The sequence below is a fragment of the Salmonella sp. SG203 genome (assembly GCF_013350575.1).
Classification (GTDB): Bacteria; Pseudomonadota; Gammaproteobacteria; order Enterobacterales; family Enterobacteriaceae; genus Salmonella; species Salmonella enterica.
Genome location: NZ_SNMT01000011.1, coordinates 70,525 through 92,031 on the forward strand (window position 1 = coordinate 70,525; position 21,507 = coordinate 92,031).

The 21,507-nt window shown below is 48.4% G+C and carries 17 protein-coding genes; 5 read left to right on the plus strand and 12 right to left on the minus strand.

The genetic code is table 11. The features are described 5' to 3' along the window. Window positions 1-24 precede the first annotated feature (24 nt). Window positions 25-1,764 carry an arylsulfatase gene (locus tag HV477_RS16525; protein ID WP_079898910.1) on the minus strand — a complete coding sequence of 580 codons (1,740 nt, stop codon included), beginning with the start codon at window positions 1,762-1,764 and terminating at the stop codon, window positions 25-27. Between the two features lie 68 nt (window positions 1,765-1,832). Further along, on the minus strand, window positions 1,833-3,017 hold the full coding sequence (locus HV477_RS16530; RefSeq protein ID WP_000933441.1) for an anaerobic sulfatase maturase: 1,185 nt from the start codon (window positions 3,015-3,017) through the stop codon (window positions 1,833-1,835). 510 nt (window positions 3,018-3,527) lie between these two features. On the opposite strand from HV477_RS16530, the gene HV477_RS16535 reads away from it, so the two are divergent. After that, complete coding sequence (locus HV477_RS16535) at window positions 3,528-4,211, plus strand: LuxR family transcriptional regulator (RefSeq protein WP_001275357.1); 684 nt, start codon at window positions 3,528-3,530, stop codon at window positions 4,209-4,211. A 104-nt stretch (window positions 4,212-4,315) separates the two neighbouring features. On the opposite strand, the gene HV477_RS16540 is transcribed toward HV477_RS16535, so the two are convergent. The 4 genes from HV477_RS16540 to HV477_RS16555 form a co-directional block, all read right to left on the minus strand. Then, window positions 4,316-4,873, minus strand: a complete 558-nt coding sequence (locus HV477_RS16540) for a DUF3156 family protein (protein ID WP_114063928.1) — start codon at window positions 4,871-4,873, stop codon at window positions 4,316-4,318. Next, window positions 4,851-6,350 carry an APC family permease gene (locus tag HV477_RS16545; RefSeq protein WP_079898907.1) on the minus strand — a complete coding sequence of 500 codons (1,500 nt, stop codon included), beginning with the start codon at window positions 6,348-6,350 and terminating at the stop codon, window positions 4,851-4,853. The genes HV477_RS16540 and HV477_RS16545 overlap by 23 nt, the downstream gene beginning before the upstream one ends. 208 nt (window positions 6,351-6,558) lie before the next feature. After that, on the minus strand, window positions 6,559-6,933 hold the full coding sequence (locus tag HV477_RS16550; RefSeq protein WP_000542979.1) for a cupin domain-containing protein: 375 nt from the start codon (window positions 6,931-6,933) through the stop codon (window positions 6,559-6,561). A gap of 14 nt (window positions 6,934-6,947) precedes the next feature. After that, window positions 6,948-8,249 (minus strand): FAD-binding oxidoreductase, encoded by a 1,302-nt coding sequence (locus HV477_RS16555; RefSeq protein ID WP_001092814.1) that lies wholly within the window; start codon window positions 8,247-8,249, stop codon window positions 6,948-6,950. Between the two features lie 161 nt (window positions 8,250-8,410). Here HV477_RS16555 and HV477_RS16560 point away from each other — a divergent pair, with 161 nt between their 5' ends. After that, on the plus strand, window positions 8,411-9,895 hold the full coding sequence (locus HV477_RS16560; protein WP_023207099.1) for an NAD-dependent phenylacetaldehyde dehydrogenase: 1,485 nt from the start codon (window positions 8,411-8,413) through the stop codon (window positions 9,893-9,895). A 135-nt stretch (window positions 9,896-10,030) separates the two neighbouring features. Here the strand turns inward: HV477_RS16560 and iraD are convergent, their stop codons facing one another. The 5 genes from iraD to HV477_RS16585 all read right to left on the minus strand — a co-directional run bounded on the left by iraD (window position 10,031) and on the right by HV477_RS16585 (window position 15,163). Then, complete coding sequence (iraD, locus tag HV477_RS16565; RefSeq protein ID WP_000988938.1) at window positions 10,031-10,411, minus strand: anti-adapter protein IraD; 381 nt, start codon at window positions 10,409-10,411, stop codon at window positions 10,031-10,033. Continuing rightward, window positions 10,411-10,896 (minus strand): Hcp family type VI secretion system effector, encoded by a 486-nt coding sequence (locus HV477_RS16570; RefSeq protein ID WP_000338753.1) that lies wholly within the window; start codon window positions 10,894-10,896, stop codon window positions 10,411-10,413. The genes iraD and HV477_RS16570 overlap by 1 nt, the downstream gene beginning before the upstream one ends. A gap of 724 nt (window positions 10,897-11,620) precedes the next feature. Next, window positions 11,621-12,544: a polysaccharide deacetylase gene (locus HV477_RS16575; protein ID WP_000540892.1), complete on the minus strand. Its 924-nt coding sequence runs from the start codon at window positions 12,542-12,544 to the stop codon at window positions 11,621-11,623. Window positions 12,545-12,582: 38 nt separating this feature from the next. Continuing rightward, window positions 12,583-13,461: a carbon-nitrogen hydrolase family protein gene (locus tag HV477_RS16580; RefSeq protein WP_000089254.1), complete on the minus strand. Its 879-nt coding sequence runs from the start codon at window positions 13,459-13,461 to the stop codon at window positions 12,583-12,585. 397 nt (window positions 13,462-13,858) lie between these two features. Continuing rightward, entirely contained in the window at window positions 13,859-15,163 is a 1,305-nt protein-coding gene (locus HV477_RS16585) for an MFS transporter (RefSeq protein ID WP_001582357.1), read from the minus strand. A 404-nt stretch (window positions 15,164-15,567) separates the two neighbouring features. Here HV477_RS16585 and uxuA point away from each other — a divergent pair, with 404 nt between their 5' ends. The 3 genes from uxuA (at window position 15,568) to uxaC (ending at window position 19,759) form a co-directional block, all read left to right on the plus strand. After that, the gene (gene uxuA, locus HV477_RS16590; protein WP_000815487.1) at window positions 15,568-16,752 is read left to right on the plus strand and encodes a mannonate dehydratase; all 1,185 of its coding nucleotides are present in this window, start codon (window positions 15,568-15,570) and stop codon (window positions 16,750-16,752) included. 110 nt (window positions 16,753-16,862) lie between these two features. Then, window positions 16,863-18,335, plus strand: coding sequence for a fructuronate reductase (locus tag HV477_RS16595; protein WP_000437136.1), 1,473 nt, complete (start codon window positions 16,863-16,865; stop codon window positions 18,333-18,335). An 11-nt stretch (window positions 18,336-18,346) separates the two neighbouring features. Beyond that, window positions 18,347-19,759, plus strand: a complete 1,413-nt coding sequence (gene uxaC / locus HV477_RS16600) for a glucuronate isomerase (RefSeq protein ID WP_000190182.1) — start codon at window positions 18,347-18,349, stop codon at window positions 19,757-19,759. Window positions 19,760-20,058: 299 nt separating this feature from the next. On the opposite strand, the gene HV477_RS16605 is transcribed toward uxaC, so the two are convergent. Then, window positions 20,059-21,114: a methyl-accepting chemotaxis protein gene (locus HV477_RS16605; protein ID WP_175065181.1), complete on the minus strand. Its 1,056-nt coding sequence runs from the start codon at window positions 21,112-21,114 to the stop codon at window positions 20,059-20,061. Window positions 21,115-21,507: the final 393 nt, after the last annotated feature.

Here is a 21,507-nt window from a genome sequence, read left to right on the forward strand (position 1 = left end):
AATCATTTGAAACGTAACCAATAATTATTGGTCCGATTTTGTGTCTAAAGGAATCGCTAACGGAGCAGGAACTGGCTGCAATGTCTGTGGATCGACAGCCAGATAACGCCCGGTTTTACTGTCGATACCCACATAATCGATAAGCTTGCCTTTGGCATAAAGCACCATTGTCTGTTTTGCAAATGCCTCATATGCGCTGCTCAGTATTTTCACTTTATCCGCATAATTTGCTGCGAGATTATGCGTTTCCAGGGGGGCACGTTGCAGGTTGAATAATTCCCATGGCGCATTACCCGCCTGTGGGAATACTGTGACAAGACGACGCAATTTCCATTCCCCATCTATCCAGGCCGCCTGATTATGGAGTTCAACACCATATTGTGTGCGAGGCGCGTGCAGACTTTCACCGGTCAGATAGCGTTTAAAACTCACGCCGATCATTGGCAGTGTCGGTCTTTCAGATAATGATTTACTGGCATCAATACCTGCAAATTCATAGAGCGTGGGCGCAACATCATACGCCGCCATCGTGGCGTTATCTATGGCGCCATGATGGATGATACCAGGACCGGAAATCATAAAACTGGTATTAATTCCCCCCTGACCGCTGGTCGTTTTGTGATAGCGACCATAAGGCGCATTGCTGACATCAGCCCAGTGGGGGCCATAAGAGATAAATGAATTTTTACGACCAATATTTTCGTAACGATTATCGAATTGCTTCCAAAAATCCGGTTCAGATTCATAGTGAAAGCCCTCCGCCGGATTCACACCATTATCACTTAAGAAGACCAGAATCGTGTTTTTATCGCGCCCGGTCTTTTTTAACGTCTCAATAACGGTGCCGATCTGTGCATCCATATTGGCGATCATAGCAGCGTAAACCTGCATCACCTTCGCCATATATTTCTGCTGTTCCGGGGTCATCGCCTGCCATTCTTTATCAAGTTCCAGTCCTGGCAGAGGTATGTCATCACGCAGGAAACCCAGTTTCTTCAAACGAGCAATACGCTGACGATAGACGTTTGCATAGCCCTGTTCATACTGACTTTTAAAACGACTAATCCATTCATCCGGCGCCTGCAGAGGATCATGTGGCGCAGTAAAGGCCAACCACGCGAAGATAGGTTGTTCCCGTGGCGTCTCGCTGATCCAGCGATTAATCTGGCTGGCATAGGCTTCGCTGGAGTAAAAACTGGAGGGCAGTGAAATGCGCTGATTGTCACGGGTATAATAGGTATGAAATATCTCCACGGTTCCCAGCGGCACGGCATCATCAAAGTGACTGGCGCCTCCCCCCATCAAGGCGAAAGAATGACGAAAGCCCCGATCTTTTGGCGTCGAGCCTGGCGTAAAACCAAGATGCCATTTACCCGCCATCAGCGTATTGTAACCAGCATCTTTAAAGCGTTCAGCCATGGTCGTCACCCGATCAGCCAGGCGCAATTCATAGCCTTCCTTACCTATGGTATTTTCATACCACCACATACCGCCTATACCCGCTTGCTGACTGGTGTTCCCGGTTAATAGCATCGCACGGGCGGGAGCAGACATGGGAGACGTGTAATATTGACTCATCCGCACGCCGTTCTCAGCCATCGCCTGCAAATTAGGCGTTGGGATTTCCCCACCGAAGGGAGTGATATCAGAATATCCCATATCATCAGCGATAATCACGATAATATCAGGACGTTCGTTTTGCGTACTGTGTGCCGTACCGGAGAAGATAATACTGAGTGTGGCAAGTGTTACTTCTTTTTTCACGGCTTATTCTCCATTTCAGACTACGGGTGTTGTACAAGAGCGGCAGGCAAATGCGGCAAGAGGGACCATCAGCCCGAAAATCTGCCCATAACGTCAGCACGCCAGGCCTTCAGTCCATTCAGATTCCGGGGCCAGGCGCGTAGCGGAGCCAGAATCTCCGTGAAAAAAGAGTAATAGCCGCTACAAAGTCGGTTGTAGCCGGCACTGTTGATATGTGCGGGGCAGCCTCCCTGGCAGACTATTTTCACAGAACACCGTTGACACTCCCGGCGCTGGCTTTTCTTGATACCAAAGGGAAGCCGGGTTGCGGAATCTACGGCTGGCGCTAACGTATTATTAGCAAGCTGTCCCAGGTAATGCTGGCTATTAATCAGATGATCGCAGGCATAGAGTTTGCCGTCCGGCTCCATGACCAGATTCGTTCCGCAGCGGGCGGAATGGACACAGGTGGCGCTGATATGCGTAAAATATTGTGCCCATGCCTGTTCAATGTTGATCACAAAAACCCGTCCCATATCACCGCGTTTGCGCCATTGACGCCAGATATCAATCATGAAACGTCCCCAGTTATCCGCACTCAATTGGTAACGTTGCTGTAGGGCGTTGCCTTCGTTCATCAGTGGCTGAAATTGCAGATAACGAGCGCCAAGGCTAACAACATGATCGTAGATGGCTGCCGCATGGCGAGCCATGTCATCATGCACGACAATCAGTACATTAAAATCGACTCGATAGTGTTGTAACAATGTGATTCCCCGCAACACCGCCGGATAGCTGGCCTCGCCGCGTTTGCCCGGACGATGATGATTTTGCAAGTCTTCACTGCCCTCAAGACTGATGCCAATAGTAAAATTATTGTCGCGAAACAGACGGCACCAGGCATCGTTTAACAACGTCGCATTCGTTTGCAGACTATTACTGATCGTCACGCCGTCAGGCGCATATCGTTGTTGAAGCGCTATTACCTTTTTATAAAAACCGATTCCGGCTAAAAGCGGTTCACCGCCTTGCCAGACAAAATTAATTTCACGCGCACTGGCAGGTTGCGCCGCAATATAGCGACAAATAAAAACCTCCAGCGTTGATTCATTCATTTTTTCTACGGGCGTTTCGCCCTGTGGGTAATAACAATAGCGGCAGGCCAGATTACATGCAGGGCCTATGGGTTTTGCCAATATATGAAAGGGTATCTGCGCGCGATATTCCGTCATTACGGGGATTTGTTGTTGCCGTAATGTGTTGAGATTCAACATTATTCTGTCCTGTAATTATCATTTCTGATGCGGAGACATGACTCACATTTCGCAATAGCGTTCGTCTGGCGCTGCGGGCAGAATGCCGAGAGCAGGCTGTATCTATTGATACGCCGGTTTTCTGCATAGCGCATGACGCTATTGAAATGTTATTTAGCAAATCCTGTCTGAGCCAGAAATTAAGTCTCTGTTAACCTGCGCTATTACAGAAAATCATAGAACAGGCGTCTCAAAAGAATATCGTCCTGAAGGACGAGAACTCACGGCATTTTCAGGAGATGAGTCAACCGCGACAGAAAAAATTATATTAATAATTTTTAATTATTTTTAAAAAATCCAGACAAGATTTAAATTAAAATCGTTTATTTTCAATCTGTTATAAAAAATATCGCAACACGCGTCACATTATTAACATGTGAATGATTGTGTTAATCGAATGTAAATTGTATGTTTCAACATACCACTATTTTACTGCGTCCCGGCGCGCTCATCCGGATGGAAGGAGATAACATGTCAGCCTTATCAACTACTGGCCATAATGACGGGATCACTCTCCATTGCTTACAGAGCATTGCGCAACTCATTCCTCTGTCGTCGGCGGTTTTTTATCGTGTTAATGCTTATTTAAAGCCGGAAGCCTATGTTTTACATAATATTTCTAATAGCACACACCAACAATATCTGGAGCATTTTCAACCATTAGACCCGCTATCGCCTTCCCGATTCGGCCAACAGGTTATTACCGTAGCGACGATGACGCCCGGCATCTGTGCTCGTCATCGCCATTATTATCATGAATTTATGCTACCTAATCATGTGTGCGACATGATTGAGATCTTTATTCGTCGGGGCCATCGTATTATCGCGGGCATTTCATTAATGCGCGATATACCTTTTTCCAGCGAAGAGCGTTTGCGAGCCCAGGCAGTACAACCATTACTGGGACTGGCAATTCATGATTCTCTTCAGGAAGACAACAATCTGACGTCAATATTGACTGCAAAAGAGCGTGAAATTGTGGGAATGGTCTGCGAAGGGGCCAGCAACAAATTGATTGCCCGTCAGTTGAATATTTCCCTCTCAACAGTGAAAACGCATTTACGTAATATTTTTGCTAAAACAGAAGTGATAAATCGCACGGAACTGGTTTCCCGAACCAGAATGTCCTCGGTACAACATTCACTGAATATGTGAAAGCGTTCTTTTTAACCCGCGTCAATTGCGGGTCTTTTCCCCATATGTCATATATGCCTGAATTAATACCACCCTCTGAGCTGATGCCGCAATAAAATGTCATATTATCTGGCGTCGGTATCCTGTTGCAGCCATTGATTCATGGCCTGATTGATCATATTTATCACACTAAGCAGAAGAACACGCTGGTGCCGCTCAAGCCGCAGATAACGGCGCAGCGGCGGCATTTTACAAACCACTTCGCTCGCAGCCCATAGCTCAATGCCGCAATACCATTCCTTATGATGTAAAACCAGAGTAAACCGACGATAATCCAGTTCACTCAGAGCCTGTTGTAAATTGGGGAAACGATTAAGATAGCTAATCAGCCCGGCGGTACTTTTACTGCCAGTAAAAATGACGGGATAACGTTTCAGCCATCCGGGCTGATGAGCGCGAATTTTGCCCTGCAAAGGATAATTGATTGTGCCTTTCACCCTGAATTCACAACTGTGAATACTGGCCATGAATAACCGTTTTTGCTGAACATGGCAGATAACCTGGGTAAATGCATTCAGATGCAGCACGGCGCTATGTTCGGTCAATTTTTCACAACGCCAGCCGCTCAAATCACGTAACACCATATTCATTAATGCGTTCTTAAACCAGGGGGCGGAGGACATCTGGCGTCATCTCTTCATTGCTTCGCTTTTCATAATTGCCCATCGCCCGTTCCACGACCTCTTCTACCGGAAGCGGGAGGAAAGGATTAACCCGTTGCACACATAATGTCCAGAATAAGGCATAGGCGGCAGTCAATCCAAGCATAATACCGAATGGTATAAGTACATCCCGACTGTTCATTCCTGGAGGCGCGATATTAATAATGGCGATAATAATACCCACGCTCGAAATAATCTGAGGTAAGGGAAACCAGGGGGCCCGGTAAGCGCGTGGTAAATCGGGGCGCCGAATACGTAAGATAACGACCGATAACGTTACCAGCAGATAAGCTACTCCCCAGGCGCAGACCGCAGCGAGGATCAGCGGAACAATGTGGTCGATATCACCGTTCAGATACCAGGCATGTAAACAGGGAATCGCAACACCGAATGCGATGGCGATGACCGGTGTTTTAAAGCGGGGGTGCAACCAGGTCAGAAACCGCGGCAAAGCGCCGTCCAGCGCCATGCCGTATATAATACGCGGTACTGCCGCCATTAGCGTATTAATCGTCGCACATCCCGCTAACAACAACCCCACGCCCAGCCAGTATTGCCCGACATGTCCCATGACACGATTGGCAAAGGCGGGAATAGCCATCGGCGTATCCAGTAAAAAGATATGGTTTGCCGCATCGACAACCACATTATTTACTTGCCGGTTAATCGCAGCGCCATAGAGGAACATACAACCTGCCACCGCTAAAAGGCCAAGCGCCATCGCTCTGGGAATCGTACGATGCGCTTTTTTAATTTCCGGCGCCATTGGCGTGACCAGTTCACAACCGACGAACATAAACATCGCCATGCCAATATAACCAAACAGACCAGAAAGATTACTGACATCAAGCGGTGCGCCAAACCACCCGGAATGATGAGTGACCGGGGATAACAGGATCCCGCATAAACCGAAGATGGTCAGGGTAGTCCACATACCGAATGTAAGAAACACTTCCACCTTGCCAAATACTTCAACACCAATGGCATTCAGTAACCCGAAAACCACTACCATGCCGACGCCAACCATCCAGGTATTGTGCTGCATGGCCACGTGTTCGCTAACAGACTCAAAGTTCACCAGCGCCATGACGCCAGCGAGAATCGTTTCTGCCGTGCCGGCAAAAATGTGTACGATCAGGTAAGCGCAAAGCGCACCGGTGATAGCGAAAAAACGCCCCATCCCGCAGGAAATATAGTCGTAGACGGAGCCAGTCGTGGGAATAAGCGTTGCCGCTTCGGCAAAGGTGGTAATCTGCGCTTGCATCATAATAAATGCCAGTAATACCGCAAGAGCAAAGGTATCTCCCCCTGAGCCAAAACCACTGGTCACGGTCAGGATCACCGGGCTTGCCATAATCAGCCCGACGGAGCTGGCAAGCGTCGTGGGGAAACCAATAACGCCACGTTCAAGATGGCTGGCAAGTCTGTTTTTAAACATGGTCAACCTCTTCACTATTATTACAACAATAAATTACCGCTCCGGAATAACGCTTATTTATGGCAGGCACCGTATCTAACAGGTATCGTCCTGAAGAGGGATAACGGTAAATAACGTTGTGACGCCGTCCCCGCATGCGCTAATAGCAAGTGGGGAGCGCGTTATTCTCCCCAGTGATGCCAACGCTACTGACGAACAATTAAAGGATTCAACCCTGCTTATGGCTTTCAACTTTTGCCAGATAATGTTTTACAAAACGGGGCGTTAAAACTTTCCATGCCACTTCGGTTCCCTGTTCAACAAACCAACTATCGCCTGGTGAAAAACGTATCGGTTCCTGACCCGCAACAGTGAGTTCCACTTCCCCTTCCAGCACGGTTGCGTGCTCGGTAAAGGGATAAATCATAGTGAAACCGCCGCGGGTCGATGAAAACAGTCCACAGGTAAATACGTCCTCAGGTTTACCGTAAATCATCGCAACGGCGACCTGGGGATCGCCTTCTGTTGGCAACGCCCCCAACAGGCTGACACTCCCGATTGGCTGTAATTCAGGAACAGGTTGATTGAGTTTAAAAGCGTGCATTAATGTTCTCCTGGTTAATTCCGGCCTTTCCAGAAACCGGCTGTTTGATGTATCAGTTTTCCCGCACTGACCAGCAATAGACGTAGACTGTCGCGACCATAAATTGTCGCGTGGGGAATGCTACTCATCAGACGATACCGCTCGGAACCGCCATTTATTCCTTCGGCCAGGATTTTGCATACAATATGGGAAGGCGTGACGCCAAATCCGGAATAACCCTGAACATAAAAAACATTATTGTGCTCACGAAGCGTGCCAATCTGCGGAAACAGATTCGCGCTACAGGCCATCGGTCCGCCCCAGGCAAAATCGATTTTAACGTCTTTCAAATAAGGAAAGACCTCCGTCAACAGAGTGCGGTTCCAGGCAGCAAAATCGTGCGGGGTATATTCAAGAAACCTTGTGGCGCTGCCAAACAGCAGACGGTTTTCTTTTGTGAGACGGTAGTAATTTATCACCGGGCGGATATCACTAAAAGCCCCGCGCAAGGGACTGATCCGCTCAACAAGCTCGCTGGAGAGAGGTTCTGTAGAGACCTGATAAGAATAAGTAACCAGCGTTTTCTTATAAATTTCTGGTTCCAGATTATTGAGAAAACTATCACAGGCCCACAGCAATTTGGCCGCTTTTACGCTGCCCATCGCAGTACGTACCCGCACAGTTTTACCGTAACTGACCTCAACCACAGGTGAATATTCGAATATCTTCACCCCCAGCGAATTCGCAGCCTGAGCGGAGCCCAGCAATAAATTCAGCGAGTGGACATGCCCTCCCCCCATATGCTTGAGAACACCGCAGTAGACGTCGGAACCAATAACCTGCTGCACGTCTTTACCGGTATAGAGTTCAATATCATCTTCCGGCGTAGCAGCTTTGAATTCTTTTTCCCATTGTTGCAGCGTTTTTAACTGCCGCTGGTTGTAGGCCAGATAACCATATCCGGGGACAAAATCAGCATCAATATGGTATTTACGAATTCGCTCCCGAATAATACCTGCGCCGAGGTTCGAGATTTTAAACAGCGTCTCCATTCCCGCTGCGCCTACATATTTTTTAACGGCTTCGATGTCGTGACCTATACCGGCCATCACCTGACCGCCGTTTCGCCCGGTGCCGCCATACCCAAGATGGCGGGCTTCCAGAACGACAACATTAGTGATCCCCTGCTCCGCCAGTTCCAGCGCGGTATTGATGCCTGAAAAGCCACCGCCAATGATCACCACATCGGCATCAATATCGTCTTGCAGAGCAGGAAAATGCAACGGGTATTTTTTCGTCGCGCCGTAGTAATTCAACGCATCGATTTTTGTATTCATCGCGTTACCTTGTCATCACGCTTGACTAAGACCGCTATCACAGCACGGTAACGTTTTACAAAATATCGTCCGGAAGAATGACGTTCTTTGGAACGATATTCAGTTCCAGGCAAGTATGTTGAGATGGAAAAACGTACATTCCTGACCTACAGGCACTTCTGATGAGCGACGTGACATTACTTGCCGAAGTAACGACTTTTTTACGCCAACGACACGGACAATTTATTGCAGGTGAACGTCAGGCCGGAAACGGCACGAACTTCTCGGTCACTAACCCAGCCACCGGCAAAATCATCGCCGACGTTGTGTCGGCAACCCCTGCGCAGGCAGAAGAGGCCATGCAGAGCGCCAGACGGGCGTTTGATGTCTGGCGTAAAATGCCAACGTTACAACGCGGCGCATTACTGCTGAAACTGGCTGATACTCTTGCCGCTCATCGTGAAGAGTTAGCTCAACTGGAAAGCGTCTGTTCAGGTAAAACGATTATGCTGTCGCGCGGTCTTGAACTCGATCAGTCAGTGGCCTTCCTGCGTTACTTTGCCGGTTGGGCAGGAAAAATAACCGGTGAAACGCTGAATGTCTCCCTGCCATCAATGGGAGAAGAGAGATACACAGCGTTTACCCAACGCCAACCCATTGGGGTGGTCGTCGGTATTGTGCCGTGGAATTTCTCAATTATGATTGCTATCTGGAAGCTGGCCGCAGCGCTGGTATGTGGCTGCACCATCGTCATTAAACCAAGTGAATATACCCCGCTGACACTGCTGCGAGTCGCTGAACTGGCTAAAGAGGCTGGTTTCCCTGATGGCGTAATTAACGTGGTAAACGGTGCTGGCGGTGAGATAGCGCAACAGCTGATCGCGCATCCAGATTGCGCCAAAGTGAGTTTCACCGGGTCAGTCGCGACAGGTGAGAAAGTCCGGCGTTCGGCAACATCGTCAGGAAAACGCGTTACCCTCGAACTGGGAGGGAAAAATGCGGCGCTGTTTCTCAATGATCTCACGGCACAAGCCATGGTCAACGGTATTCTTGAAGCCGGTTATCTGAATCAAGGACAGATTTGTGCTGCCGCAGAGCGTTTTTATCTGCCCCAGGAAAAACTGGATACGGTCATGACGCTCCTCAGGCAACGGTTATCGGAGATCGTGCCCGGCTCGCCTTTAGATGAAAAAACGGTGATGGGCCCGCTGGCGAATCAGGTTCAGCTTGAAAAAGTGCTGCATCTGATTCAACGCGCACGGGAAGAAGGGGATACTATTGTTTACGGCGGTGAAACTTTACCCGGCGAAGGGTACTTTTTACAGCCGACAGCGGTAAAAGTGCGTAGTAAAAACAGTACGCTGATGCACGAGGAGACCTTTGGCCCTGTCTGTAGCTTTATCGGTTATCAGAATGAAAAAGAGGCCCTTTCGCATATCAACGATTCGCCATTCGGCCTTGCTGCAAGTGTGTGGTCGGAAAATATATCTAAGGCATTACGCTACGCTGAAGATATTGATGCTGGCATGGTGTGGGTCAATATGCATACCTTCCTCGATCCCGCGGTACCCTTTGGAGGGATGAAAGGATCGGGCATTGGTCGTGAATTTGGCAGCGCGTTTATTGATGACTATACCGAACTTAAATCGGTCATGGTCCGTTATTAACCATCCTGAAAATGATGCAGGCAGATCAACCATACCGAAAGGAGGACTGTCTGCCTGATTATCAGGTTCGCTCGCTGCGTTTTTTTGCTTTTGGGATAATGTTAAACGCCCGGCCCGGCGTTCCTTCCTGCATTACTAGCGCCATCTACCGTTAGAGTAGGCTATCTCCAGCCTTAACGGTTCAGACTCATCCTGTAACATCGCTTCCAAAGACAACGCCAGCGTCTGATGATGGGCATCTTTTACACTAACTTTCAGCATGTTGATGCTCGGTTCATAACGTAAAATAGCAGCGCGAAGCTCACGGCAAAACCAGTTGAGAACCCGTTTGTCACCCACATTCACCTCGTGCCATTCCGGCATACCCCGAGTGAGCAGCGGCGGTAATGTCTCGCCACCTGGCACGGCGCAAGAGTTGAATAAACACATTAACTTGCGTCGTACCAATTCATGTGGGCTTATCCCCTCAACCAAGAGCCTGTCGAATAGCGCGACCGGAATGGTTGGTGTCATCATCATTTCCCTATCTGGTCCATCGCCAGATCCCATACTGACGTTCTGGACTCCTGTTGAGCGCCGTCTGATTTCTCAGCAGTGATTTGCCATTCGATTTTCGTGAAGTTCAGCGACATCGTTTCCACCGGCTTACCGCCGGCGCCACCGCTAACACTGAGTTGTGATATCAGCACGTTTGTCAGGGTATAAACGATAAGCGACCGCATTTTGCCGTCGTCATTGCGGCACAACGTCAGCACCGCGGTTCTAATTAGCCTCCCGCTACAGCAGTACTCATTGAGCACAGGCGTGGCGAGGTCGACAAATTTGGTGAGCGACATTTCACCAACATGCGCGCGCCCGGAAGTTCGCTCGGTGAGGCTAACATCGTTATTTACCTGCATTGCCACATTGTGGCTATAAGACATGATCTCTATCTGATCTTCAAAGCCTTCAACCTGGCTTTCGCCTTTGATATTGTCGAGCTTTAAAAAAATCGCATCCATGATTTATCTCCTTGTTGATCAGGTGGCAGTTCAGCAGCCAGACGAATACCGGCGGCCAACGCTTGTGACTCTTATTAAAAGCGCAACTACCAAAAAACACAGCGTGAAAAGCGCCAGGTTTGCAGGGATTTTGCCAACGTTTACCCACGTCTGATAAACGTTATTCCGCTGGTTGCAATGCAATAGAGGTTTTTGGCCCGCTGTGGCCAAATACAATTGAGGTTATACTGAACGCTCTCTGCCATATTCAATCCCTTTTATCGCAAAGTATCCCTGGTGCCGGTATCACAGCGTCGTTATTCAAAAATTGACATTTCAGAATAATAATCAGCTATATATAAAAAACACATCAAAAAGCAAATATCAACTTAATTTTTACTTATTTAATAAAAAAACCCAAATTGATTTACATCAATTAACACACATAAAACATTAAAAATCAAAGCGTTAAATAAAAATTAATCACTATGGAAATTTTATTTTTCTTAATACTCACATTACAAATGTTATTTGATTATTTTCCTGTGAACACTAAAAAATGATTTAAATCAAAAAACAAACTATTCTCGTTGATTAACGTTTTGACCGAAATAAAAAAGATTTTATACGTCCCGGGATAGTCTCCCTTTCTGATGGACAATATGCATTAACGAGCGGGCAAACAGGTAACTTCTGCCCGGGTAATCCGTTACCCGACTGATATTAACATTGTCATGAGGTGATATCATTTGCCTGGCCAGCCATAATCATCCGGAACCGGCGCTACGCCACGAACATCAGGACGGAGCATTTTTTGTCGATCCTCTTCGTCATCCACCCAGACACTGGCTATCTCTTCACAGGTTGCAAACCATACGCCATCATGCCCTTTAATATGTTCAATCAAACGTGACAACATCATCATATGATGCCCATGACCGATTATCTGCGGATGAAGAGCCATCGCATATAAGCCGTTTTCCTGATGGTTATAAGCATAGGTAAAAATATCCTTCCAGCGTCGCAGAACACCGTCAGTATCGCTCATCCCCTCCTGGTTGCCGGTATACGCCAGTGCGGGAAAATCATCCAGATACCAGCTAACAGGAATTTCCAGAATCGCGCTGGCCGGGCCTGCGATATTTCCCGTCTCCCAATTCACCTGCCAACGTTGAGGATGGTAAGGCACAAGATCTCTCGCCATCAGGCTACTGTCATAGAGAAAACCGGCTTCCTCCAGAAGATCCAGCGTATTCTCGCTATAATCCCAATAGGGAGAACGGTATCCCACAGGACGTATGCCGAAATGTCTTTTATAACAGGCGAACGCCAGATCCATAAGTCGGCGTTCTGTATCACGATTCACCAGAGTCGGATTTTCATGATAGTAGCCATGGTGAGCGATTTCATGCCCGGCATCAAAAATCGCTTTACTGATTTCCGGGAAGGTGTCTACAGTGTGTCCGGGAATAAAAAAGGTGGTTTTGATATTATTTTCTTTAAACAATTTCAGAAGCCTTGGTACACCAACTTGAGCACCAAACTCTCCTCGTGACATAAAGGATGGCGACGGTCGATTAAATCCGCCCAGCCATAAAGACTGAGCATCTACATCAACACCAAGATTGACCGCAATCCTTTTACCCTCAGGTAATTTTAAATATCCCATAACGACCTCCAGCTAATACATAGAAGGGACACATTCTGTTATTTAATGTGTGATGGCCAGATATTATATATGCCTGCTTTTCTGCGTCTGTCCTTGAACGTTGTTGCTGCCCCCCCAAGTCTATTTTCATATAGAACATCGAGGTTAATTTCTCCTGAAATGACATCCTCTTGATTGACGTGCGCCTCTGCGATAATACCTTGTGGATTTTTCCACACGACATCACAGGGGCTTAAAATTGAACTTCGGGCCCAGCAGCCTGGCAGTGGCCCGCCCGGGTTTCCGCCCAGGCAACAGTGAACAAGATAAATTTGATTTTCAATACAACGTGCGTGGCAACAATGCCTGACTCGCCAAAATCCCTGTTCAGTAAACGTAGCGGAAGGCGTTAAAATTAACTCCGCACCCTGTTCCGCCAGCGTCGCAGCACACTCCGGTATTTCTGCTTCATAACAAATATTAAAACCCACCTTAGCAAATGGCAGTTGAAAAACAGCCATTTTATCGCCTTCCTGAGTATACCAACCCCGTTCAGCCGGGAAGATATGCGTCTTACTGTGAGCATAATGTTCGCCATCGGGTCCCCATATATGCGCAACATTCTCATAGCGATCTGCTCCAGTCTGCTCCAGATGAGAGCCAGCAATAATGAACTGTCCTCTTTCTTTCGCTTCCTGTTGAAAAAGCTGCTTATAGGCATCCGTAAACTGATCAATTAAAGTAAGGTGTGAAATGGGTCTTTCTTGCCATTTTTTCAATAATGTAAATAACTCAATGGTAAATAGCTCCGGGAAGATAACGACATCAGCCCCCTGACTTTTATTAAGAAGTATCCTTACCTTTGTTATGAAATCTTCAAAAGTGTTTATTTCAGTAACAATATACTGACAGGCTGAAACAGTAAAATTACGTGACATCGTGATATCCCCCGCATGAAATTTAAACTTAAATTAACGTATAACGCATGGAGAATATTAGGGAGTGGGGGCATTACGACATCAGGTTATTTTTTGTGAAGCTGCGCAAAATATATGGAGAAAAGAGTAGAAGCATTGAACCTTTATTTACATAAAGGGGACTTTATCGATGATCGCAGCGAGACAGAGAGTCGATAAAAATCCAGGCGAAAAACAATAACCCTTACCACAATATTATTTTCAGCATCTGAAAATAATCAGGCAAACTAAATGATAACGCGCTGGTATAAAACCAACGCGTATTTTTACCGATAAGGGTAATGAAGACGGCCACCCGAAGGTGGCCGTTAGAACCCGGTAGCGCTTCGCTTATCAGGCCAGTGAAACCGAGACAGCTTTAGCGGTGAGACGCCAGCGGCTGTTCCGTCATTGACGGGTGGTGCTTTTCTGGATCTTTAATCAGTACCCACAGGATGATGGCGCCGATAATATCGAACAGACTGAGCGCAATGAAGAACGGGCCATAACCGATAATAGCGACCAACGCCCCCATAAACAGGTTGAAGCTTAACTGTCCCATCCATGCCGCAGATCCTGCCAGACCGGCAACCGTCGCGACCTCATTTTTCTTGAACAGGTCAGCGCTCATGGTAATCACAACGGTAGACAGCGTCTGGTGCGCAAAACCGCCAATACTCATCAATGCAATGGCGACATACGGGTTAGTCGTAATGCTGACAAAACCGATCGAAATCATCAAAACAGCGCCGATGGTAAAGCTACAACGACGCGCATTGATCGTGGTCATGTGCATCTTTTCCATGAAGAACTTCGCCAGGAAACCGCCTGCAACGCAGCCGAAGTCCGCCGCCAGGAACGGCAGCCAGGCAAACATGGCGATCTCTTTTAACGGCAGATGCATCACGTTAATCAGATACAGCGGCATCCAGAAACTCAGCGTTCCCCATGCCGGGTCAGCCAGAAAACGGGTAATCGCCAACGCCCAGAAGTTACGCTTTTTAACGATCTCTTTAACGGCCGGTTTTTTATTATCGTCCTGGAGATAGCTTTCCTGGCCGTCTTCGATATAACGCAGCTCTTTGTGGGTGATCCACGGGTGTTTATTTGGCGAGTTATAAATCAGGAACCAGGTGATGGCGAACAGCACGCCGATCCCACCGGTAATCACAAACGCCATTTCAGTACCGATGCCGCTATCAGCAAAGGTCAGCATCGCCCAGACCACCAGCGGCGGCGCCAGCATCGCGCCAATTGAAGTACCGATATTAAACAGGCCCCCCGCAATACCGCGTTCTTTCGTCGGGAACCATTCGGCGCTGGCTTTAATCCCGGCCGGAATCGCTGACGCTTCGGTTAGCCCCATCAGACCACGCAGAAATGCCAGACTTATCCAGCCGCCGGCCAGCGCGTGCGCCATGTTGATCAGCGACCACAACAAGGCAAAGATAAAGAAGCCGATTTTCAGTCCGATGACATCCATCAAATAGCCGGTGATCGGCTGCGCAATGGTGTAACAAAGCTGGAAGGCGCTCACCACCCAGGAATATTGTTGCTCATCAAAATGGAGTTCTTTCATCATCGCTGGCGCCGCAACGCTAAGCGAGCTACGGGACAGGTAGTTTACGATGGTCCCTACGCAGACCAGGCCGATAATCCACCATCTTAATTTTGTCATCTTCATGATAAAGCCTCGTTAAAAAACATTAGCTCCGCGCCGTCTGACCTGTAGCGGGAAAACTGAAATCACAAAAATTGGTTGACCAATCAATATTTTCTCATCCGGACCGGTCAAAATCTGGCGGCAACTCCCGCACTTAATATTCTTGAAATAAATACATCAACTCATTTCAAGTTGAATGGTGAATGCTTTTCACCCAGCAAAAATTGACACAGATCAAATAAATAAAATTGGCAGACCGTGAATGATGATATTTGTGATTTGGTTAGCCAATTTAGACAATAAGGTTGACATGAGAAAAATTTTGGTTGAATTTAGGGGTCAGAACGGGTTTACAAAGCACGTTTCGATGTTGGCTGGCAATGGGTCAACCACGAAGACGTTATCGCAAGAAGAGGAAACGAGATATGAAACAAACCTGGCGCTGGTACGGACCTAACGACCCGGTAACGCTGTCAGATGTACGCCAGGCTGGCGCAACCGGCGTGGTAACGGCGTTACACCATATCCCGAATGGAGAAATTTGGTCGGTAGACGAGATCCAGAAACGTAAAGCTATCGTTGAAGAGGCGGGTCTGGAGTGGTCTGTGGTAGAGAGCGTACCTATCCACGAAGACATCAAAACCCACACCGGTCAGTACGATTTATGGATCAAAAACTACCAGCAAACGCTGCGTAACCTGGCGCAATGCGGTATCTATACGGTTTGCTATAACTTTATGCCGGTGCTGGACTGGACACGTACGGATCTGGAATACGTATTACCGGATGGTTCCAAAGCGTTGCGTTTTGACCAGATTGAATTCGCCGCGTTCGAACTGCACATCCTGAAGCGTCCGGGAGCAGAAGCCGACTATACGGCAGAAGAGATTGCTCAGGCAGAGCGGCGTTTCGCCACCATGAGCGAGGAAGACAAAGCACGTCTGACCCGCAACATTATTGCCGGTTTACCTGGCGCGGAAGAAGGCTATACGCTGGATCAGTTCCGTCAACACCTGGCGACGTATAAAGATATCGATAAAGCAAAACTGCGTGAACATTTTGCCTATTTCCTGAAAGCCATTATTCCGGTTGCCGACGAGGTTGGCGTGCGTATGGCCGTTCACCCTGACGATCCGCCGCGCCCTATTCTCGGCCTGCCGCGCATTGTTTCTACCATTGAAGACATGCAATGGATGGTGGAAACCGTTAATAGCATGGCGAACGGCTTCACCATGTGTACCGGATCTTACGGCGTGCGCGCCGACAACGATCTGGTTGATATGATCAAGCAATTTGGTCCGCGCATCTACTTTACGCATTTGCGTTCTACGCTGCGCGAAGAGAATCCGAAGACCTTCCACGAGGCCGCCCATTTGCACGGCGATGTGGATATGTATGAAGTCGTTAAAGCGATTGTGGAAGAAGAGCACCGTCGTAAAGCCGAAGGTAGCGACGATCTGATCCCGATGCGCCCGGACCACGGTCATCAGATGCTGGACGATCTGAAGAAGAAAACGAATCCGGGTTATTCCGCCATTGGCCGTCTGAAAGGGCTTGCGGAAGTCCGCGGCGTCGAACTGGCTATCCAGCGCGCTTTCTTTAGCAAATAACCTTCTTTCGCATGGCGCGACGCGTCATGCGATTTCCCCTACTCAATGCAATAGCAACATGCCTCGCCCCGGAGATCGCGGGCGAAGACGTCGAATGACAGGAGTTTGCAATGGAACAGAATATCGCCACCGCCCAGGTTTCCGTCGCCCGCCCAAACTGGGACAAATCACGTCTGGTATCCCGTATTGTGCATCTGGGCTGCGGGGCGTTTCACCGCGCGCACCAGGCGCTCTTTACCCATCATCTACTGGAAAAGAGCGACAGCGACTGGGGCATTTGTGAAGTGAACCTGATGCCGGGTAACGACGCGCGGCTGATCGCGAACCTGAAAGCGCAAAATCTGCTGTACACCGTTGCAGAACGCGGCGCAGAAAGCACCGAACTGAAAATTATCGGTTCAATGAAAGAAGCGCTACACCCTGAATTCGACGGCCATGCAGGGATTCTGGCGGCAATGGCGCGCCCGGAAACCGCCATCGTCTCCTTAACCGTGACCGAAAAAGGCTACTGCACCGACCCCGCCAGCGGCGAGCTTGATGTCAATAACCCGCTGATCCAAAACGATCTTGCCCATCCACAGCAGCCTAAATCCGCCATTGGCTATATTGTCGAAGCGCTAAACATGCGCCGGGAGCAAGGACTGAAAGCTTTTACCGTGCTGTCGTGCGATAACGTACGCGAGAATGGTCACGTCGCGAAGGCTGCCGTCCTCGGCCTGGCAAAAGCTCGCGATGCCGCCCTCGCCGCATGGATTGCCGACAATGTGACCTTCCCCTGCACCATGGTTGACCGCATTGTTCCGGCGGCGACCGAAGAGACGCTACAACTGGTTGCCGACCAGTTAGGGGTTTATGATCCCTGCGCTATCGCCTGCGAACCCTTCCGCCAGTGGGTCATCGAAGATAACTTTGTGAATGGTCGCCCGGACTGGGACACCGTCGGCGCGCAATTCGTTGCAGATGTCGTACCGTTTGAAATGATGAAGCTGCGTATGCTTAACGGCAGTCACTCTTTCCTCGCCTATCTGGGTTATCTCGGCGGGTATGACACTATCGCCGATACCATGACCAACCCGGCTTACCGTCGCGCGGCGCTGGCGCTGATGCTTGATGAACAAGCGCCGACGTTATCAATGCCGAAAGGCACCGATCTGGAAGGGTATGCGAATTTGTTGATCGCGCGTTTCACTAACCCCTCGTTGAAACACCGCACCTGGCAGATCGCGATGGATGGCAGTCAGAAACTGCCGCAGCGTTTGTTGGACCCGGTACGTCTGCACTTGCAACAGGGCGATGACTATCGCCGCCTGACGCTGGGCGTCGCCGGATGGATGCGTTACGTCGGCGGTGTCGATGAACAAGGTAAAACCATTGATGTCGTCGATCCGCTGCTTGCACAGTATCAGGCGATTCATCAGCAATATCAGACGCCGGAAGAACGCGTTCGCGGGCTACTGGCCATCGAGTCTATCTTTGGCAACGACCTGCCGAAGAACCACGAATTTGTGCAAGCCGTTACCGACGCTTACCAACAGCTATTGCAGAATGGCGCGAAAGCCACGGTAGAAGCGCTGGCTAAGTAAGGAGATAAATCATGGCTACGTTTATGACTGAAGATTTTCTACTTAAAAACGACATTGCCCGCACGCTGTACCATAAATACGCCGCGCCCATGCCGATTTATGACTTCCACTGCCATTTAAGTCCGCAGGAAATCGCCGACGATCGCCGTTTCGATAACCTCGGTCAGATCTGGCTGGAAGGCGACCACTATAAATGGCGAGCGCTACGAAGCGCAGGCGTGGATGAGTCGCTGATCACCGGCAAAGAGACCAGCGATTATGAAAAATATATGGCCTGGGCCAATACCGTTCCAAAAACGCTGGGCAATCCGCTGTATCACTGGACGCACCTTGAACTACGCCGTCCATTTGGCATTACAGGTACGCTGTTCGGACCGGATACCGCAGAAAGTATCTGGACGCAGTGTAATGAGAAACTGGCGACGCCGGCCTTTTCCGCGCGCGGTATTATGCAGCAGATGAATGTGCGGATGGTCGGAACCACCGACGACCCGATAGATTCTCTGGAATATCACCGCCAGATAGCCGCCGACGACAGCATTGATATTGAAGTCGCGCCAAGCTGGCGCCCCGACAAAGTTTTCAAAATCGAACTGGACGGCTTTGTCGATTACCTGAGGAAACTGGAAGCGGCGGCAGATGTCAGCATTACCCGTTTCGACGATTTACGTCAGGCGCTCACTCGCCGCCTCGACCATTTCGCCGCCTGCGGCTGCCGCGCGTCGGATCATGGCATTGAAACGCTGCGATTTGCGCCGGTGCCCGACGACGCGCAGCTTGACGCCATTCTGGGCAAACGTCTGGCTGGCGAAACGCTGAGCGAACTTGAGATCGCCCAGTTTACCACGGCGGTGCTGGTCTGGCTGGGCCGCCAGTACGCCGCGCGCGGCTGGGTGATGCAGCTACATATTGGCGCGATCCGTAACAATAATACCCGGATGTTCCGCCTGCTGGGGCCGGATACCGGCTTTGACTCCATTGGCGATAATAACATTAGCTGGGCGCTCTCCCGTTTGCTCGACAGTATGGATGTGACCAATGAACTGCCCAAGACTATCCTCTATTGCCTGAACCCACGTGATAACGAAGTCCTGGCGACCATGATCGGTAACTTCCAGGGGCCGGGAATTGCCGGAAAAGTGCAGTTTGGTTCCGGCTGGTGGTTTAACGATCAGAAAGACGGTATGCTGCGCCAACTGGAGCAACTGTCGCAAATGGGACTGTTAAGTCAGTTTGTCGGGATGCTGACCGACTCCCGCAGTTTCCTTTCTTATACGCGACATGAATATTTCCGTCGTATTCTCTGTAACCTGCTGGGACAGTGGGCGCAGGACGGAGAGATTCCTGATGATGAAGCGATGCTAAGCCGTATGGTTCAGGATATCTGCTTCAATAATGCCCAGCGTTATTTCACGATTAAATAATCGCTATTAATCTGTGAGCACAGGTTTCAGGTATTTCGAGGAGCAGGAAGGCGGTAAGAGAGTGAGAAATTTAGCAGTAACGCACTTTTCCAGCCAAAGTCTGGCCGCCGATAAAAAGCAAAGAGGTTGCTGATTAATCCCGAATCACTTACTAAAGTAAGTGATTCGGGTAAACAAACACAGCCATCTTCTGCGTCATGCTTTTTTTCTCTGTCCGGAATAACTCCAGTGCAGAAAGTGTGATACATCAGTCCTGTTGATGATGGCTCCTGTTGGTTATACGGTAATAACTCATGACTTCACAGTGTGGTTTCTTTTAATAAATCGACAGCCAGCATTTCCAGCTGGTTAACCACCTCATTACTGGAACGCTCCATTCTGTCGAGTTCTTGCGACATCGCATTCATATCGCCTGCGGCAAAATAGTTCAGCGCAGAGTGACCAGCGCTATGCACCTCTTTATGCGGCGCTTCCAGACTACGGAAACTGTAGTAATTGCTAAACTGCTGCCCTTCAAAACCGTAGTACCATTTCCCCAGCCGACACTGATCGTGCATCGTTATTTTGCTGTTTATGTCTTTATTTAAGAGTAATTTGTAGACTTCCATTTTCCAGATAACATGGTCAACTTTGACAATATTCAAAAACTGCACCGTAGAGATGTACTGCATGACCGATTTCATGCTCAGCGATTTATCGATGACGATGCCAATAGACTCCACAATTTGATTTATGTTAGTCGTAATATTATCAATAACCGGCTGTTGGTTATCCAGCACCTCACTCACTCTGGCCGTATTATCTTTGATTACAGAGGTTAACGTACTGACGCTTTTCGAACTGTGTTTAACATCTTCGGACAGGTTTTTCACCTCTTTCGAAATAACGCTAAAACCACGCCCGGCATCCCCTACGCGCGCGGCCTCGATCGCGGAGTTAATCGCAATCAAATTGGTCTGGTTAGCGATCTTCTGTATCTCTTTAATACACGCATTAATTTGCGTTAAGGAGGTATTTAAGTCGCCCATACGACAGCCAATATCCGATGAAGTCGTGCCAATTTCGGTGATAAATTCCACGAGCGATTTTAATGAACTTCTGGCTTTATCATTCTGTTCGTTAAGTTCATTAATGCGTTCTTTTTCAATGTTGAGCTGCTCACAGGACTTAATGATGGCATTATGAATGATATCGATCGTCGAGATCCCCATCAGAATTTTTTGACACAGTATCCGCTCATAAGGCTCAGGAGTATCCACCACCACGTCAGACGCATTAGCGTCAGATTCTGCTGGCGGCGGTATTTTTACAACATTATTATTCCAGTGGCGCAAGCCTAATACTTTTTTAAACATATACCATTCTCCTTATTATATGTGGACATCCTGATCTATGCCTGGATAAAGTATTATCAACTCATGCTAACATAATGAAAAATCGGCTGTCATCTGCCATAACCATACGCTCACCAGAATAAGACAAAACGTCCACCAAACTTAAATAATTACAAGGTAAACTATTCAACAATACCATTAATAGTCATGATGGAAGTCACTTCGCTTTATACGGAAATATTATTTACAAGGCTGACAATAATAGCTGAATAATAATTAACTGCATTTACTTAGGTGTATCTATATCTCTGCCCGAAGATTGCAGACAGGGTTTAAACGCAAACTTTTGCAATAGAAAAATAACCTAACGTAAACTTTTTATATGACTAATAATGTCATTTGAACTCGTCAATA

Excerpts from the sequence above, each read along its gene's own strand:
- HV477_RS16550 (WP_000542979.1), bottom strand. The coding sequence starts at position 6,933 with ATGCACGCTTTTAAACTCAATCAACCTGTTCCTGAATTACAGCCAATC.
- HV477_RS16530 (WP_000933441.1), bottom strand. The coding sequence starts at position 3,017 with ATGTTGAATCTCAACACATTACGGCAACAACAAATCCCCGTAATGACG.
- HV477_RS16545 (WP_079898907.1), bottom strand. The coding sequence starts at position 6,350 with ATGTTTAAAAACAGACTTGCCAGCCATCTTGAACGTGGCGTTATTGGT.
- HV477_RS16575 (WP_000540892.1), bottom strand. The coding sequence starts at position 12,544 with ATGGGATATTTAAAATTACCTGAGGGTAAAAGGATTGCGGTCAATCTT.
- HV477_RS16595 (WP_000437136.1), top strand. The coding sequence starts at position 16,863 with ATGGAACAGAATATCGCCACCGCCCAGGTTTCCGTCGCCCGCCCAAAC.
- HV477_RS16555 (WP_001092814.1), bottom strand. The coding sequence starts at position 8,249 with ATGAATACAAAAATCGATGCGTTGAATTACTACGGCGCGACGAAAAAA.
- uxaC (WP_000190182.1), top strand. The coding sequence starts at position 18,347 with ATGGCTACGTTTATGACTGAAGATTTTCTACTTAAAAACGACATTGCC.
- HV477_RS16580 (WP_000089254.1), bottom strand. The coding sequence starts at position 13,461 with ATGTCACGTAATTTTACTGTTTCAGCCTGTCAGTATATTGTTACTGAA.
- HV477_RS16570 (WP_000338753.1), bottom strand. The coding sequence starts at position 10,896 with ATGGATGCGATTTTTTTAAAGCTCGACAATATCAAAGGCGAAAGCCAG.
- HV477_RS16535 (WP_001275357.1), top strand. The coding sequence starts at position 3,528 with ATGTCAGCCTTATCAACTACTGGCCATAATGACGGGATCACTCTCCAT.
- uxuA (WP_000815487.1), top strand. The coding sequence starts at position 15,568 with ATGAAACAAACCTGGCGCTGGTACGGACCTAACGACCCGGTAACGCTG.
- iraD (WP_000988938.1), bottom strand. The coding sequence starts at position 10,411 with ATGATGACACCAACCATTCCGGTCGCGCTATTCGACAGGCTCTTGGTT.
- HV477_RS16585 (WP_001582357.1), bottom strand. The coding sequence starts at position 15,163 with ATGAAGATGACAAAATTAAGATGGTGGATTATCGGCCTGGTCTGCGTA.
- HV477_RS16540 (WP_114063928.1), bottom strand. The coding sequence starts at position 4,873 with ATGTCCTCCGCCCCCTGGTTTAAGAACGCATTAATGAATATGGTGTTA.
- HV477_RS16605 (WP_175065181.1), bottom strand. The coding sequence starts at position 21,114 with ATGTTTAAAAAAGTATTAGGCTTGCGCCACTGGAATAATAATGTTGTA.
- HV477_RS16560 (WP_023207099.1), top strand. The coding sequence starts at position 8,411 with ATGAGCGACGTGACATTACTTGCCGAAGTAACGACTTTTTTACGCCAA.